Source organism: Danxiaibacter flavus, assembly GCF_041060425.1.
GTDB classification, from domain to species: domain Bacteria; phylum Bacteroidota; class Bacteroidia; order Chitinophagales; family Chitinophagaceae; genus Danxiaibacter; species Danxiaibacter flavus.
In genome coordinates this window covers 239,409-254,963 of sequence record NZ_JAULBC010000006.1, presented here as the reverse complement: position 1 = coordinate 254,963, position 15,555 = coordinate 239,409, and the positions used below count along the sequence as shown (strand labels likewise).

At 40.9% G+C, this 15,555-nt stretch carries 11 protein-coding genes; 3 read left to right on the top strand and 8 right to left on the bottom strand.

The genetic code is table 11. The annotated features are described in order from the left end of the window. Positions 1-181: 181 nt before the first annotated feature. Positions 182-739 carry a DNA-3-methyladenine glycosylase I gene (locus tag QTN47_RS18265; protein ID WP_369330849.1) on the bottom strand — a complete coding sequence of 186 codons (558 nt, stop codon included), beginning with the start codon at positions 737-739 and terminating at the stop codon, positions 182-184. Between the two features lie 238 nt (positions 740-977). Here QTN47_RS18265 and QTN47_RS18260 point away from each other — a divergent pair, with 238 nt between their 5' ends. Together QTN47_RS18260 and QTN47_RS18255 are read left to right on the top strand one after the other, a co-directional pair. After that, positions 978-1,793, top strand: coding sequence for a type 1 glutamine amidotransferase (locus QTN47_RS18260; RefSeq protein WP_369330848.1), 816 nt, complete (start codon positions 978-980; stop codon positions 1,791-1,793). Positions 1,794-2,219: 426 nt separating this feature from the next. Further along, positions 2,220-3,416, top strand: a complete 1,197-nt coding sequence (locus QTN47_RS18255; protein ID WP_369330847.1) for a hypothetical protein — start codon at positions 2,220-2,222, stop codon at positions 3,414-3,416. A gap of 353 nt (positions 3,417-3,769) precedes the next feature. Here the strand turns inward: QTN47_RS18255 and QTN47_RS18250 are convergent, their stop codons facing one another. From QTN47_RS18250 to QTN47_RS18235, 4 genes are all read right to left on the bottom strand, one after another. Continuing rightward, entirely contained in the window at positions 3,770-4,909 is a 1,140-nt protein-coding gene (locus QTN47_RS18250) for an efflux RND transporter periplasmic adaptor subunit (protein WP_369330846.1), read from the bottom strand. A gap of 52 nt (positions 4,910-4,961) precedes the next feature. Then, positions 4,962-9,341, bottom strand: coding sequence for a CusA/CzcA family heavy metal efflux RND transporter (locus tag QTN47_RS18245; RefSeq protein WP_369330845.1), 4,380 nt, complete (start codon positions 9,339-9,341; stop codon positions 4,962-4,964). A 276-nt stretch (positions 9,342-9,617) separates the two neighbouring features. Continuing rightward, positions 9,618-10,004, bottom strand: a complete 387-nt coding sequence (locus tag QTN47_RS18240; RefSeq protein ID WP_369330844.1) for a hypothetical protein — start codon at positions 10,002-10,004, stop codon at positions 9,618-9,620. A gap of 139 nt (positions 10,005-10,143) precedes the next feature. Continuing rightward, a complete protein-coding gene (locus QTN47_RS18235; RefSeq protein WP_369330843.1) occupies positions 10,144-10,929 on the bottom strand; it encodes a 5'-nucleotidase, lipoprotein e(P4) family in 786 nt (261 codons plus the stop codon). Positions 10,930-11,180: 251 nt separating this feature from the next. Between QTN47_RS18235 and QTN47_RS18230 the strand changes: the two genes are divergently transcribed. After that, positions 11,181-11,948 (top strand): phosphosulfolactate synthase, encoded by a 768-nt coding sequence (locus tag QTN47_RS18230; RefSeq protein WP_369330842.1) that lies wholly within the window; start codon positions 11,181-11,183, stop codon positions 11,946-11,948. Positions 11,949-12,338: 390 nt separating this feature from the next. Here the strand turns inward: QTN47_RS18230 and QTN47_RS18225 are convergent, their stop codons facing one another. The 3 genes from QTN47_RS18225 to QTN47_RS18215 all read right to left on the bottom strand — a co-directional run bounded on the left by QTN47_RS18225 (position 12,339) and on the right by QTN47_RS18215 (position 15,536). Further along, positions 12,339-13,652 carry a sugar porter family MFS transporter gene (locus tag QTN47_RS18225; RefSeq protein WP_369330841.1) on the bottom strand — a complete coding sequence of 438 codons (1,314 nt, stop codon included), beginning with the start codon at positions 13,650-13,652 and terminating at the stop codon, positions 12,339-12,341. Positions 13,653-14,318: 666 nt separating this feature from the next. Beyond that, positions 14,319-14,465 (bottom strand): hypothetical protein, encoded by a 147-nt coding sequence (locus tag QTN47_RS18220; protein ID WP_369330840.1) that lies wholly within the window; start codon positions 14,463-14,465, stop codon positions 14,319-14,321. Positions 14,466-14,714: 249 nt separating this feature from the next. Continuing rightward, positions 14,715-15,536 carry an SAM hydrolase/SAM-dependent halogenase family protein gene (locus QTN47_RS18215; RefSeq protein WP_369330839.1) on the bottom strand — a complete coding sequence of 274 codons (822 nt, stop codon included), beginning with the start codon at positions 15,534-15,536 and terminating at the stop codon, positions 14,715-14,717. Positions 15,537-15,555: the final 19 nt, after the last annotated feature.

Genomic DNA, 15,555 nt, shown 5'->3' with positions numbered 1-15,555 from the left:
TTCTTTATTCATTATATGCCGACCCTCTTTCGTTTCAATAAACGTATAACGTGCCACGTACAACTTACAGCTTCTCTCCGCTTTGATATACGTACAACGTAAAACGTATAACTTACAACACACTCCGCTCCAATAAATGTATAACGTACCACGTAAAACGTATAACGTACCACGTAAAAACTTACAACTTCTCTCCCTTCATCCACATCGGCTTTAATTTCGCAATTTTCTTATACACCGGGCAATCCAGTGTATGTGCGCCGGGTAAATATCCGGTACTCATCAAAAATTCATTAACAATTTCACCGCCGGTGAACCGGAAATTCTTTTTAAACAATTTTACCCATTCTTCTTTTGTAAGCGGATGATGTTTATTCAGCCAGTTTTCAAAAGAGCCATGCTCATTTTGAATCTCAATAATTTTCTTTGCATTTTCGATGGCAGCATTAATTTTTAACCTGTTTCGAATGATGCCTGCATCCTGTAACAACTTCTCCACTTTTGCAGGCGTATAGCGGGCAACTTTTTTCACATCAAAATCATCAAAGGCTTTGAAGAAATTATCTTTCTTTTTAAGAATGGTTTCCCAGCTTAAACCAGCCTGATTAATCTCTAACACAAGGCGTGCAAAAAGGTCATTATCATTTTTTAAGGGAAATCCATATTCATTATCGTGATAGAGTTTATGAACATTGTCTCCATTCACAGTTGTAACATATGAGCAATAGGTTGTCGCCATTTTCAAAATTTATAAGGCAAGTTATACTATTCGTTGTTACCATTCAGCAATATGATTACACGCAAAACGGTGAGACGCAGCCGGAATAATTGAGGGTAAAATAAAATCAGCCTCAATATATCATTTAAAATCTAATCAATAATTAATTCATAAACAGCTTCCCGCGAGCATCAAAGCCAGCGGCTCCGGGCGTTTAGCGAAAACTAAGTACATTTGCGGTTTAATATCCGCAGAAAAGATGAACATTAGAATTGCGATACTGGACATGAATGATGGTCTGCCAAACCAGGGCATGAGGTGTCTGCGTGAGATAATTGCGCAATGGAGCATGGATCAAAACGTCGACGTTACCTTAGAAGAATTTGAAGTACGTCGTCTCCTGCAGCTTCCTGATCTATCATATGATATCTATATTTCCAGTGGCGGTCCCGGCTCTCCGCTTGAAAGCGAAAATTCTGAATGGGAAAACAAGTATTTCGACTGGATCAAAGAAGTTGAGAACTGGAATTCGCAGCCGGGCAATCATCCCAGGAAGAACGTATTTTTCATTTGCCACAGTTTTCAGTTAGCATGTCGCTATTTTAATATTGCTGATGTTTGCAAAAGAAATTCAACTGCGTTTGGCATTTTCCCGGTACACATGCTTAAAGATGGATCTAAGGAACCTGTTTTCGACGGGTTACGGGACCCCTTTTATGCAGTTGACAGCAGGGACTACCAGGTAGTAAAACCAAACCATGAAAGACTTAAAAAACTAGGCGGGAAAATACTCACCATTGAAAAGAACAGGCCGCATGTTCCTTATGAAAGGGCGGTGATGGCTGTTCGCTTTACCCCTCATTTTATCGGCACCCAGTTTCATCCTGAAGCGGATGCAACCGGAATGAGTATGTACCTCCAGCGTGAAGACAAGAAGACGGTGATAATCAATAGCCACGGTCGCGATAAATGGAGCAGCATGATTGATCATTTGAACGATCCCGATAAAATTACATGGACGCACAATCATGTGTTGCCAAATTTTCTTACGATGTCTGTTGCAGAACTTCAATAAAAAAATAACTCAGTCATTCGTATATTGTTTTTTACGAATGACTGAATTCTATACCCCGAACTTGCGCCTTGAGTAAACTCTCCCAACTCGCCTTCTACCAGGTTGCTATTAACTAATAACTAACCGGCGGTTCAAACGCAAAAAAGCCTTTTCCATACCATACAGTAATTCATTCGGCTCATATAATAAAATTATTTGGATAATTCAAATAGTCTACTAAATTTGTAGGATATTTAAAACAGAACATAACACACAGTCATTATAATTTTTTTTAGTGGGGTTTGGTTTACCCGACTTATTTTAGGCAAGCAATCGAAAGGAGGTGGTGTTTCTACACTACCTTTTTTTAAACATCCATTCGCAGTCAACATTTGTTCTCCTTTTATCAACTCATTTTCTTTAGCTATTTTTAAAAAAAAATCAGGCATGGTTGCAGCAATGCGTAAATGGTTCAATGAACATTTTACCCCGGAAAAATATAAAGCATATTTAGAAGATCTGGAATCAAGACATCCCGGAGCTATTGAATTCAGAGTAGCGGAAACACCCATATTTATCGATAAATCTTTCAGGGATAAAATGCTCTCTGCCTGCGAAAGCATTGTTGATGTGATTACCCGTCCGGATTTTAAGGAAATGACAAGCAAAGCTGTGCCTGAAAACATATCGGTTCCCGACGAGAACGGTCATTCACATTTTATAGCCTTTGACTTTGGGATTTGTGAAAATGAAAAAGGTGAACCGGAGCCGCAGCTGGTTGAAATGCAGGGATTCCCTACCCTGTTTGCCTTTCATGTTTTCTTTGACGAAATGGCCAGAAAACATTTTTCAATACCGGACAATTATTCTGTATACCTGAATGGATTTACGAAAGAAACTTATCTGCAGCTTCTCAAAGAAATAATTGTTGGAGACTGCAATGCAGAAAATGTTGTTTTACTGGAGCTGTTTCCGCATAAGCAGAAAACGCGGATTGATTTCTACTGCACACATGATTACCTGGGCATTCCAATTGTTTGTCTCACAGAATTGCAAAAACAAGGCAACAAACTGTATTATGAAAAAGATGACAAGTTGATAGAAATAAAACGGATTTATAACCGCGTTATTTTTGACGAACTGAATCAACAACCAGCCGGCGTAAAAGAAAAAGGAAGGATCTTTTTCGAAAAAAACGATGTTGAATGGGTACCCCATCCTAACTGGTTTTACCGCATTAGTAAATACACGCTTCCCTTTATACAACATCCTTATGTGCCGGAAACAAAGTTCTTAAGCGATGTTAAAACAATCCCGGATGATCTTGAAAATTACGTATTAAAGCCGTTATTCTCTTTCGCAGGACAAGGAGTAGTAATAGATGTCACACCTAAAGACATTGATCATATAACCGATCCTCACAATTGGATCTTACAACGCAAGGTTAAATATGCAGACATCATCCAAACCCCGGATATACCCGCAAAAGCAGAGATCAGGATCTTCTATTTCTGGAAAGATGGAGCGGCGAGGCCCATTGCCACACAAAATCTCGCCCGCCTAAGCAAAGGAAAAATGATCGGTGTACGTTACAATGCTGATAAGACCTGGGTGGGCGGAACGATGGCCTACTTCGAAGTTTAATTGAAAATGGAAAGTTGAAAATTGACAATGACGGCGGGATGTGCAAATGTGCGAATGAGTAAATGTGCGAATATTTGGCCCTCATCGCTGTCCTGGTGACGATTAACATGTAGTCATTTGCACATTCGCACATTTACTCATTCGCACATCCACCCATTTTCAATTGTCAATTGTCAATTTTCAATTCATTAGTCATTTGCACATCTGCACATTCGCACATCAACCCATTTTCAATTGTCAATTCCTCTAGCCATTTGCACATTCGCACATTTACTCATTCGCACATCTGCACATTTGTACGTCTGCGCATTCACCGGTCATTTTCAATTATCGATTCTCCATTGTCAATTAATTTACTCTTCCATCCTGTTTTTCAGGCTGGAAAGCAACGCATAGGCCCCGCCGGTAACAATAGGTGTGTTTGTCCAGTCGCGGCCATCCTGTATCAATTCTACATAGCCGTTCTCTCTGTTGCCTGTTTGCACGGGCATCATTACAAAGACGTTGGAATCTTTGGCAGCAAAAAGATAATCCTTACCATGATACCGCACTACTGATTCCTCTGTAACGGCCTGCACCTTTTTGTTATCCAACTCAAACACTCCGTTGAGAAACATGCCTGGCAGCAGCTCATGAATTGGGTTATCAAAATGACAATGCACCAGCCCGCTTCTATTGTCATTAATGTTTTTTGTTACAAGAATTACATCTACATCATAAGTCTTCGCCGGATCATCCACCAAAGAAACTTTTCCTTTCATCCCTTTCTTAAAATAATTGATGTCTTTTTCAAAGACAGTGATGGACGCGTGGATATCATCAGGATCAACCAATTCAAACAAAACGTCCGAAGGGTTCACATATTTGCCAATGTTTACATTCACCTTTGTTACATAACCATTGATCGGGGAATAAACAGGCACATCCCTTGAAATGTTCTGTACGTTCAGCCTGGCGGGATTGATCTCAATAATCCGCAATTTTTCCTCGAGTGATTTCAACAACACCTGCTGAGTTTTATAATCACTCAATACAAGCTGATAATTTTTCTTGCTTGTTGCGTCGGCTTCACTCAACTCTTTCTGACGTTGCATGTCCGTCTGAAGAAACTCCATTTTCGCCTTTGCAGTCAGGTAATCCTGCTGTAACTGAACATAATTCTGATCTTCCATTATTGCAATCACTTCGCCCTTTCTCACACTCGATCCTGGTAAAAGCGACGTTGACTTCAGATAGCCTCCCAAAGGAAAACTTATGCTTACCATACTTTGCGGGGGCACGTCAACGGCTCCGTTTACCCTGATTGTGGCACGTAAGTTCTGCATTGTAACACTCCCGGTTTTTATGCCTGCATTTTTTAATTGAGCGGCATTTAAAGTAACAGTAGAATCATTTGCCGGCCTGGGCCTTTCTTCCTCTTTTACAGCGGCGTTTTTGCAGGATACTGCAGTTAATACAACTGCAGTTAAAATATATTTAATGATCACTTTCATAATACAATTATTAAACTATAAACCCGATGACTATTTAGGTTGCATTAAAAATTTATTGCGCGGAACCGGTGTTCTGTAACAGGTATTCCAGTTCTGTTGCTGTATTGTTTAAATCTCTCAACACATCCACATACTGTCCCTGTAACCTGATGGCATTATTAATGAGTGCTCCCCATTCAATGTAATTAATCTCGCCGTTTTTGTATTGCAGGTTAGCTGTACGCATAATAATATCGCTTTGCGGAAGTGCACTGGACCGGTAATATTCAACCGCATCACGATATTTATTGTACTCGTTTAAACTTTTCAATAGTCCGAGTCTCAACTCTTGTGATGCTATCTGCGATTGCGTTTCCACCACTTCTTCACGTTGCTTCGAAGCCTTTACGCGGGCTTTCTGTAACTTATTAAACAACGGCACACCCACTCCAACCTGCACAGCAGAAAATCTTTTCCCTGCATCATAATAAACCTCATTACCATTCTTGTCTGCCTGCCAACCTACAAAAGATTGATTGGTGTATCCCAGCATAAGATCAGGGGAAAGTTTTGCTTTTTCAGCAGCAGTCTGATGCTGCACCAATTGTTGCTGCTGTCTGTAATAAGCCAGGTAAGGATGATTTTGTAAAGCAGACGTATCAAATAAAACAGTCTTATCGCTTAAAGTATCGGCAACATCATATAATTCAGTGCTGTTTACCAGTACCGCAAGCTGAGCACGCGCAGACTGTTGATCTGTTCTAAGCATTTTCAATTGCATTTCCAATTGAGCCACATCATTTTCCAATGTTGCTTTCTCAAGCAGATTGGCCTCGCCTTTTTCATGACGTAACCTGGCAATACTTAAATACCTGTATAATACAGAGTCAATATTTACCAGGAGCTTCTCTCTTGCACCAATATATTGAAGCTGTACATAAGCCTGTTTTACAAGTCGCGAAATAGCCACCTGTTGAATAGCTGTTTGCAGTTTGGAACTTTGCCATTCATCTTCCAGCACCAGCTTTTGTTTGTTATAAACTGTGGGAAAAGCAATGCTTTGCGACAATGTAAATTTGTTATCAAAGGTGCCGCTGTTTACATTTCCTAGCTCTCCGATGATCTGTGTTTTGGGAATATCTGCTGCGGAGGTTTTCAATATTTCATAATACCGCTGCTGCAATTTGCTTGCACTTAAATTAAGGTTTTGCGATTGAGCAAGAGACAGTGCATCTGTAAGACTGATCTTTTTTACAGATTGAGCCATTGAACCAAATGGCATTGCGAGGCAAAGAACCAGGATAGTGCTAACGGCCACAGCCTTTATGTTCTTCTTTGTCTTTTTTCTTTCAACCAGCAAATACAAAGATGGCAAGACAAATAACGTGAGCAGCGTAGCAGAAACAAGGCCGCCAATAACAACGGTTGCCAGCGGGCGTTGAACTTCTGCGCCGGCTCCATGACTTAACGCCATCGGCAAAAAGCCCAGCGACGCCACAGCAGCTGTCATCAACACGGGCCGCAGCCTTATGATTGTCGCTTGCATAATAATTTCTTTTATATCAGTTAAACCATCTTTCTTCAGCCGGTTCATTTCGGTTATCAAAACAATGCCGTTTAATACCGCCACACCAAACAGGGCTATAAATCCCACACCCGCAGAAATACTAAATGGCATACCTCTCAGAATTAACGCCAGTACACCTCCCACGGCGGATAAGGGTATCGCAGTAAAAATCAGCAAGCCATAGGATATTTTGTGAAATGCGAAATACAACATAAAGAGGATAAGTGCGAGCGCAACAGGTACAGCAATGCCCAGCCGTTTGGTGGCATGCTGAAGATTTTCATATTGCCCACCATAGGTGATGTAATAACCCGCAGGAAATTTGATATGCTCACCCACCTTCTTTTGCAATTCAGTAACGATACTTTGTACGTCGCGCCCACGAACATTAAAGCCAACAGTAATACGCCTCCGTGCGTCTTCACGTTGAACCTGGTACGGACCTTCTTTCATTTCAACTGTAGCAAGTGCATTCAAAGGAACCTGCTGGCCATCGGGAAGGCCAACAAGCAAGCTGCCTATTTCTTCAAGATCTTTTTTCTGTTCTTCATTCATTCTTATTACAAGGTCAAATCGTTTATCACCTTCGAATACCAGTCCTGCTGTGTTTCCGGCATAGGCGGATTGTATCGTGTTGTTGATATCCCCAATATTCGCTCCATACCTTGCTATTGCCATCCGGTTATAAGTGATCACCATTTGAGATACGCCGGTAACCGTTTCGGTGTACAGATCCTTGGCACCATCCACTGAACCAATCAGCCTGCTTAGCTTAGCTGCATATAAAGCAAGTGTATCAAGATCGTCACCAAAGATCTTACAAACCACATCCTGCCGCGCCCCCGTCATCAACTCATTAAATCGCATTTGAACGGGAAACTGAAAGCCTGTTGCCACACCCGGTTGTTGTTGTAATGCGGCACTCATTTTATTAGCCAGTTCGGGGAATGTCTTTGCGCTGGTCCATTCCTTTTTTGGCTTAAGTATTACCATCATATCCGCAGCGTCAAGTGGCATCGGGTCGGTAGGAATTTCACCACTACCAATTTTAGTGACCACCTTCTCTATTTCCGGAAAGTTATCTGTAAGTATTTTGGCCGTTTTTTGAGTGGTATTAACTGTATTGGTCAATGACGAACCTGTAAGCAACCTGGTGTCTACAGCGAAATCACCTTCCTCCAGTTGCGGAATAAATTCACCGCCAAGTGTTGTAGCCAGGTAAAGCGTTCCTGCAAACAAAACAAATGCAACAATAACAATGTACGCAGGTATTCTAAGCGCTTTTTTCAATATTGGCTTGTATAGATTTTGCAAGCCATGGATGATTCTGTCTGACAGATTATGCTTGTGATTGATTGTTTTACTTAGCACCAATGAACTCATCATGGGAACATAGGTAAGAGAAAGCAGGAATGCGCCGATAATGGCAAATGAAACAGTCTGCGCCATTGGCCTGAACATTTTCCCCTCAATACCTTGCAATGTCAAAATAGGCAGGTAAACAATCAGGATGATGATCTGTCCAAAAACAGCGCTGTTCATCATCTTTTTGGACGACACTTCCACTTCGGCATTCATCTGTTGTTGATCCAGCCTCTGCTTATGTGAGTATATCCGGTCATACTGTAGTTTATGCAGCACTGCTTCAACAATAATTACTGCACCATCTACAAGCAGACCAAAGTCAAGCGCACCAAGACTCATCAGGTTGCCACTTACACCGAACAGATCCATCATGATAAATGCAAAGAGCATACTCAACGGAATAACGGAAGCAACCAACAAACCGGCACGTAAATTCCCCAGAAAGATAACCAACACAAAGACCACTATAAGTGCGCCCTCCGTTAGATTCTGCTCCACTGTGCCGATTGCATTATTCACCATTTTGGACCTGTCAAGAAAAGCTTCAACAGTAACGCCTTCAGGCAATGTCTTTTCAATATCTTTTATTTTGGCTTTGATGTTCTTGATCACTTTATTACTGTTCTCTCCCTTCAACATCATCACCACTGCACCGGAAACCTCGCCTTCACTGTTATAGACCATGGCACCGTAGCGAATGGCACTACCAATCTTTACCTGCGCTACATTATTAATTAATACAGGCGCTCCGGACGCTGATTGTTTTACTACAATATTGCCAATGTCTTCCAGGTTTTGAACAAGCCCTTCACTGCGGATGAATAAAACAGAAGGTCCTTTTTCAATATAGGCTCCCCCGGCATTCTGATTATTTTTCTGCAACGCATTAAATACATCGCCAATGGTTAAGTGAAAGCTTCTTAACTTTTCCGGGCTTATAGCCACTTCATATTGTTTTAGCAAACCTCCGAAACTGCTAACATCCGCAACGCCTTCAGTACCGAGTAACTGCCGCCTAACAATCCAGTCCTGTATACTTCTTAATTCTGTAAGATCATATTTGCCTTCATACCCGGGTTTTGCTTTAACTACATACTGAAATATTTCACCCAGCCCCGTGGTAACCGGCGCTAATTGGGGTGTGCCTGTACCCGGCGGTATTTGATCGCGTACATTGAGCAGCCTTTCACTTACCTGTTGCCTCGCCCAGTACACATCAGTTTCATCGTCAAAAACTATTGTCACCAGACTTAGCCCAAAACGTGAGAAACTTCTTTGTTCAATAATACCAGGAACGTTTCTTGTAGCCTGCTCAATGGGAACTGTAATCAACCTTTCTATATCAGTTGCTCCAAGGCTTGGCGATGTGGTAATAATGACTACCTGGTTGTTTGTAATATCAGGCACTGCATCAATCGGAAGCCTGGTAACCACAATGCTTCCCCAGACAATTAACCCGAGCAGCATTAGTCCGACAACTATTTTATTCCTTACGGAAAAATGAATAATTCTGTTTAACATGAATATCTATTAATATGAATACATCACTTACTTTTTCACGGGGATTTTGTGCATAAGAATGAACTATATGCGGTTGGGCAATTCACTCTCCGCCAAATGAAATGAAGGGAAATTTAGCCAAATGACAGTGGTAAAGCTATAGCGCTGTGATCATGACAACGTAAGTCATGACAGTATTAAAAGTTATTAAACATCTTTTTCGAAGAAAATAATATAACTGCACAAATGGTTTAACAGATGCGCACAGTGCTTTCCACAGAGCATTTAACTGAGAACTCAGATCCGGGGAGGCTGAAAGATGGAAACGGGAATTAAATATTGAGGAACATCATCGTTGGAAATATTGTATTGAACACATGGTCTTTCCGGAGTGTGGGCGGCCACTTTAATAGGCTGGGGAACCAACACAGGCATCGTAAGGCAACAATCTGCCTCATGTGTTTTAAATGGAAGCCGCATGTCCTGCTGAAAATCCTGGTCAAGATCTTTCAGCGCCTCATCTTCGTAATGCAGCTTAATAAACATTGCAAGGGTTATGCCTGGTGTTGTATGCTGATGTTGAATGTAATGACTGACTAACGCAGGTAGCTTAAGCAACTGATTGGCATCTGTTGCTCCAAACACATAAATGATCAGCAATAATATGGCTACCTTTTTTTTCACGCACGGCAAAGATAAGGCTAAATGCCCAATGCGTTGTTCCACTACTCAAAAACGAAGTGAAAAATCGGTATAGAGGGTGTTTAAAGGGATAGTCTTATAGCGATCAATAAAAAGCCTTTACTATATGACATATACTGTATCAATAATTTTTTAATTGACTCTCTATCAACTTCTTTTGTTCTTTAGCTGAAAGTTTATGGTTATAATTCAGCAGTGCACTCTGCCAGCCGCCGTACATGGCATTGGGCAGTACTATAAACCTGCTTCCGAATTTATCACGTTCCTGAACAGTTTGTTTATCCCTTGCAGCAACAGGCAAAGTATCGTAAGTGCCTTCAAAGTCGCCAAGATTATCACCGAACCACATCAGCACATTGTACTTCGTTGCAACAGCCGCGCGTCTTGCATCTTTGCTTGAAGTGTTCACTTTTAGTAACAAATGCGTCTCATCGGCATATGGAAAATTCCATTTTTTTAAATTGGCCAATGTTTGCGAAGCCTCAGATTGTTGCCTGTTTGAGACATAAAATACTTCAACTTTTTTTGAAGCTGCATATGTAAAGAATGATAACGCGCCCGCAATTGTGTCTGCATCCACCCTGGCTGTCCACGCTTTCCATGTAGTGTCAGAATAGCCTTTGTTTCGCAATGCACGATGTACAATATATGGGCTATTATCCAGAACTGTTTCGTCTATATCTGTAATAACAGCAAAAGGTTTGTCCGATGGCTCAGCAATATATTTATCCAGCCTTTCGTGTGCAATATTGTATGCCTGCATGGCCAGTGCCTTATTTTCAGCCGCCTTTTGCTGGTACGCAGCAGCCCATACAGGAGCGTAGTATATATTTTGGGTGGAACAACTTTGCATCAGTACGAGTATTGATGCAAAAGCCGCAACAGCTATTATCTTTAGCTTATTCATAGTTAGTGTGTAATTTTACAGCGCGAAATGTACTCAGAAAGTGTAGCAAGTCAAAGTTCCTTTGCAAACAATTTTTGTTGCGGGCAAACGTCGAAAAAAATTAAACGCCGGCGCATGCAATTGTAAAAAAATGTTAAGGCAATAAATTATTCTGACAGTTATTGCCAAATTTGCCGCGGTAAAAAGAATGTTGCTTCATTCTGCCAGCCAACGGCAGATATTTTTTTGATCTATTAAAAACATGAGAGGCTATGAATTTTCGGCTCAACAATATTCCCGAACGTACTACAAATCCACGCAGCTATGGCATAACTATGATAACAGATAAAGGACTTGGCTTGCAGGAAACCAAAAATCTTTTATCTGTTGCGGCTCCATATATTGACTTTGCAAAACTGGCTTTCGGCACATCACTTTTTACTCCGCTGCTTCGCGAAAAAATTGAGCTTTATCAATCACAGAACATACCCGTTTATCTTGGTGGCTTGTTACTTGAAGCATTTATCATACGCAACCAATTTAGCGACTATATCCGCTTTATACAAGACTTTGGAATAACGCATATTGAAATGTCCGATGGATCATTAAACATTTCTCACGAGGAAAAGTGCGGCTATATTGAAAAGCTGACAAAATATGGAACAGTATTGAGCGAAGTTGGTTCTAAAGATAAAGACAAGGTTCTGGTTACGCCACCTTACAAATGGATTGACCTGATGACAAAAGAACTAAGTGCAGGTGCGAGCTATGTAATTGCAGAAGCACGCGAAACCGGCACGGTTGGCTTGTTCCGTGATAGCGGTGAAGTAAGGGAAGGATTGGTACAGGAAATACTGGTAAAGATACCTGCAGAAAAAATTATCTGGGAAACGCCGCAAAAAGATCAGCAATTGTATTTCATCAAAACGATTGGCGCCAATGTTAACCTGGGTAATATCGCCACTACAGATGTTATTGCGCTGGAAGCGATGAGGATTGGATTGAGAAGTGACACATTTGAGCTATACCTGGATAAGTGACAATTGAAATTTGTCAATTGATAGTTGAAATTTGACAATTGAAAATGAAGACTAGAATCATGCAAATTTTTAACTGAAGAACAGTCAGTGAAATACAAACGAGGCCTGAGTTATTTTATCAAACTCAGGCCTTTTTTTGTATGTGCCGCTCGCGCCCTTTCAGGCTTGATTGCCATTTGTTATTTTATTCCCAGGGCGTTGCCCTGGGCTAGTGATGGCGCCCTTTCAGGACTTTGTGTTGTCCAAACCCCGACGCTTTATAAATTGAACTTGATTGTTCTTTTTTGCATGATGTATCAAAAAAAATAAACTGTCTGAACCTGCGTACTTCGTACTTCGTAACTCGTACTTACTCTTCATTGTCAATTTTCAATTCTCCATTTTCAATTATCACTCAATTCCCAGTTCTTTCTGAATTTGTTCAAGTGATTTATTTTTTGTCTCGGGAAGAACGCGCCATACGAACAACAAATGCAGGAACATCATCACAGTATAAAAGATGAAAGAATAATAGCCGCCTTTGGGACTACCTTCAACGATGATAGGAAATGTCCATGAAATGATGGCCGCCATGATCCAGTGTGTAAAACTGCCCAGCGAGCCCCCTTGAGAACGTACTGAGTTTGGAAATATCTCTGAGATAAATACCCATATTACGGCCCCTTGTGAAAATCCAAAAAAAGCGATAAAACCAATGAGATAAAGTAACACATTGCTGTTGCTTGAAGCACCATTATTAAATGCTGCAGCAGTTAATCCTAAGAACAAAATCATTCCCAATGAACCGATGATCAACAATCTTTTTCTTCCGAATTTATCGATTAGAGTCATGGCCAGAATAGTGAACAACAAATTAGCAGCTCCAATATATACAGGTTGGAGATATGCCTCGCTCTTGGAAAAACCCGCCATTTCAAATATCCTGGGCGCATAATATAAAATTGCGTTGATGCCTGAAAGCTGGTTAAACATGGCGAGTATTACAGCATAAAGAATAGGCTTAGCATATCTTTTTTGAAAAAGCGATTCTTTGTGCGCCTTGACTGAATTACGGATATCTGCAATCACTCCGTTAATATCTGTTTCCTGTAGCCGCTGCATAACGGGAATAGCCTCTGCATCACGGTTGTTCAGAATCAGCCATCGAGGGCTTTCAGGTATACTACGCAGTAATGCCCAAAACAAAACTGAAGGAACCACCATTATACCAAGCATGTAACGCCAGGCATTATCGCCCAATCCCACAAAAAGAAAATTCGTGAGATATGCTATAAAAATACCGGCCACGACATTCAATTGGAAAGATCCGGCAAGGCGGCCCCGTAAGTTTGTAGGAGCAATTTCACTTATATACATCGGGCCAACAACTGAAGACGATCCAACTGCCACACCCGCCAGAAAGCGAAAAGAAATAAAAAGGATCCACGAAGAAACAGATGCACAACCCAACGCAGCGATAATATACAATACGGCTATCCACTGCAACACTTTTTTACGACCATACTTCTTCGCAGGAACACCTGCGATCAGTGAACCGACAACTGTACCGATAAGGCTGGAAGCAACAGTAAAACCCTGCCAGAATGAGGATAGGGACCATAATTGTTGAATAGTTTTCTCAGCACCGGAAATAACAGCGGTTTCAAATCCGAAAAGGAAACCGCCAAGGGCCGCGATCAGTGCGATCCGAACAGGGTATGACATAGCAAAATAGTTTGGTTATCTAAGTTATGGCCTGCATGTCATAATTCTGCGATTTGCGCGGTTTAATTTTAAAAAGCTCAAAGCTTAAAGCTCAAAGCCTAAAACCTATAAGCGAATGAATAGCGTTTCGGCATATTGCTTAATGTGTCTATAGTCAGATAGTACCTTGTTATCAGTTTTTACACAACAAGAGGCAACAACAGTTTTAAGCTTTGGGCTTAAAGCTTTAGGCTTAACACTGTATTTCTCCTTTCTTCATCTGGCTAATAGCATAATCAACTGCACGTGCTGTCGGCGCCATGTAGGTAAGAGAGAGGTTTTGTGTTGATGTTGAAGTCATGCAAGCGCCGTCAGTAACAAACACGTTGGGACAAGTATGCAATTGGTTCCACTTTGTTGAGCTGTGAGCTATCAGCTGTCAGCTATCAGCTGTCAGCTATCAGCGGAGCAACTGGGAGATTGAATCGAATAAGAAAGTGCGGGATAATCAGTTGAACAGGCAACAGTACAAAAGTGATAAGAAAAAATATTGGGCAGGTTACCAGGGTAATATCATAATTGTGAAAAGCCGAAAGCTCACAGCTGAAAACTAAAAAACCGGCGCAAGGCCGGCTTTTCAGAAACTCTAAATCATTAGTATTAATCACAGAAACAAGAAACGAAGATTTATGCTTTGCATAATTGCAGGTACTCCTGCATAGTAATTTTTCCTTCCATAAGATAGTTGTACAATTTCGCGTTGTCAACTTCAGTCTGCTTAACAGCTTCAACAACTTCTCTATCAAAAAATAATTGTGCAATGATTGTTCTCATACAATATAATTTTAAAAATGGCGCGAAGCCTTTGATAAAAAATTTAAATCGCAGACAATCAACCGTAAACTTCTTTTTCAGTGCGAGACAATCAGGGTTGCAACTTTACGATAACGTTATGGAGATGCAAATATACATCAGTATATACCATTTTCAAAAAAAGGTAACCCGCTCTTAACAATTAATTTGATAATCAGTAAACTAACAGTTGTATAAAATAACGGACATGGGCTTATGCAGCGCCCTGTGCTATTCAAAAAAGATCCGGACAACCTGGTAAAGCAGCCTGTTTTGCATTGATGGCGCGTGTTGCATTTTTTCAGAGAATCCCTGCAGACCAAACAAACCGGCGAGATTGCCCTTATTGATGGACAACTCAAGATAGCCTGCCGCATTAAACCATGCCAGTGTTGTACCCTGCGGAACTGATGCATAGTTCTCGCTGATGGTTTCTATTATTTCGTTACGTGTGAGGAATATTTTAAATGAACGCCCCTTTCTGTATTCTTCAAACTCTTCCTTTGTAATATTCAGGACTACGTTCTCAAAATTATCAATGAAAATGATCTGACTTTCAACAATGTTGGACGTTGCAGTAGAACGTAACGGATACTTTTCAACAATGCGCTCAACAGGCTGTCCGATTTGCGATGGCAAAAACTGTTGCAGTTCAGCAATAGCTTTAGCTGCAAATTGTGTACAGCTAAGGATATTCAAACCATTTGAGGCCTCAACACTGATAGCAAATATTTCCGCGGGCTTATTACGCATGATCATTGTTAGCAAACCATTATCAGGACAAATGATATACTGCTTGTTGTATTCAACCAACAATAAATAATTGGGCCTTGACTCAAACAAGTTTGCCAGGATCAGATGTATTGTTCCCTCAGGATAATATTTGAATGCGTTAGAACAGATATAAGCAGCCTGTAAAAAATTATCGGCCGAAAGGTTATGGGTTATATCAACAATATTTGCTGCGGGAGCCATCGAAAGGATTTGCCCCTTGATGGCTCCTGTAACAAAGTCATTCGAACCTATGTCTGTAGATAATGTTACTATGGACATTCAGCAGTACTTCAGTAAG

What these genes read in the sequence shown, in the direction of transcription:
- QTN47_RS18230 (WP_369330842.1), top strand. Translation starts at nt 11,181, where the DNA reads ATGAATTTTCGGCTCAACAATATTCCCGAACGTACTACAAATCCACGC.
- QTN47_RS18250 (WP_369330846.1), bottom strand. Translation starts at nt 4,909, where the DNA reads ATGAAAGTGATCATTAAATATATTTTAACTGCAGTTGTATTAACTGCA.
- QTN47_RS18225 (WP_369330841.1), bottom strand. Translation starts at nt 13,652, where the DNA reads ATGTCATACCCTGTTCGGATCGCACTGATCGCGGCCCTTGGCGGTTTC.
- QTN47_RS18220 (WP_369330840.1), bottom strand. Translation starts at nt 14,465, where the DNA reads ATGAGAACAATCATTGCACAATTATTTTTTGATAGAGAAGTTGTTGAA.
- QTN47_RS18255 (WP_369330847.1), top strand. Translation starts at nt 2,220, where the DNA reads ATGGTTGCAGCAATGCGTAAATGGTTCAATGAACATTTTACCCCGGAA.
- QTN47_RS18215 (WP_369330839.1), bottom strand. Translation starts at nt 15,536, where the DNA reads ATGTCCATAGTAACATTATCTACAGACATAGGTTCGAATGACTTTGTT.
- QTN47_RS18245 (WP_369330845.1), bottom strand. Translation starts at nt 9,341, where the DNA reads ATGTTAAACAGAATTATTCATTTTTCCGTAAGGAATAAAATAGTTGTC.
- QTN47_RS18235 (WP_369330843.1), bottom strand. Translation starts at nt 10,929, where the DNA reads ATGAATAAGCTAAAGATAATAGCTGTTGCGGCTTTTGCATCAATACTC.
- QTN47_RS18265 (WP_369330849.1), bottom strand. Translation starts at nt 739, where the DNA reads ATGGCGACAACCTATTGCTCATATGTTACAACTGTGAATGGAGACAAT.
- QTN47_RS18260 (WP_369330848.1), top strand. Translation starts at nt 978, where the DNA reads ATGAACATTAGAATTGCGATACTGGACATGAATGATGGTCTGCCAAAC.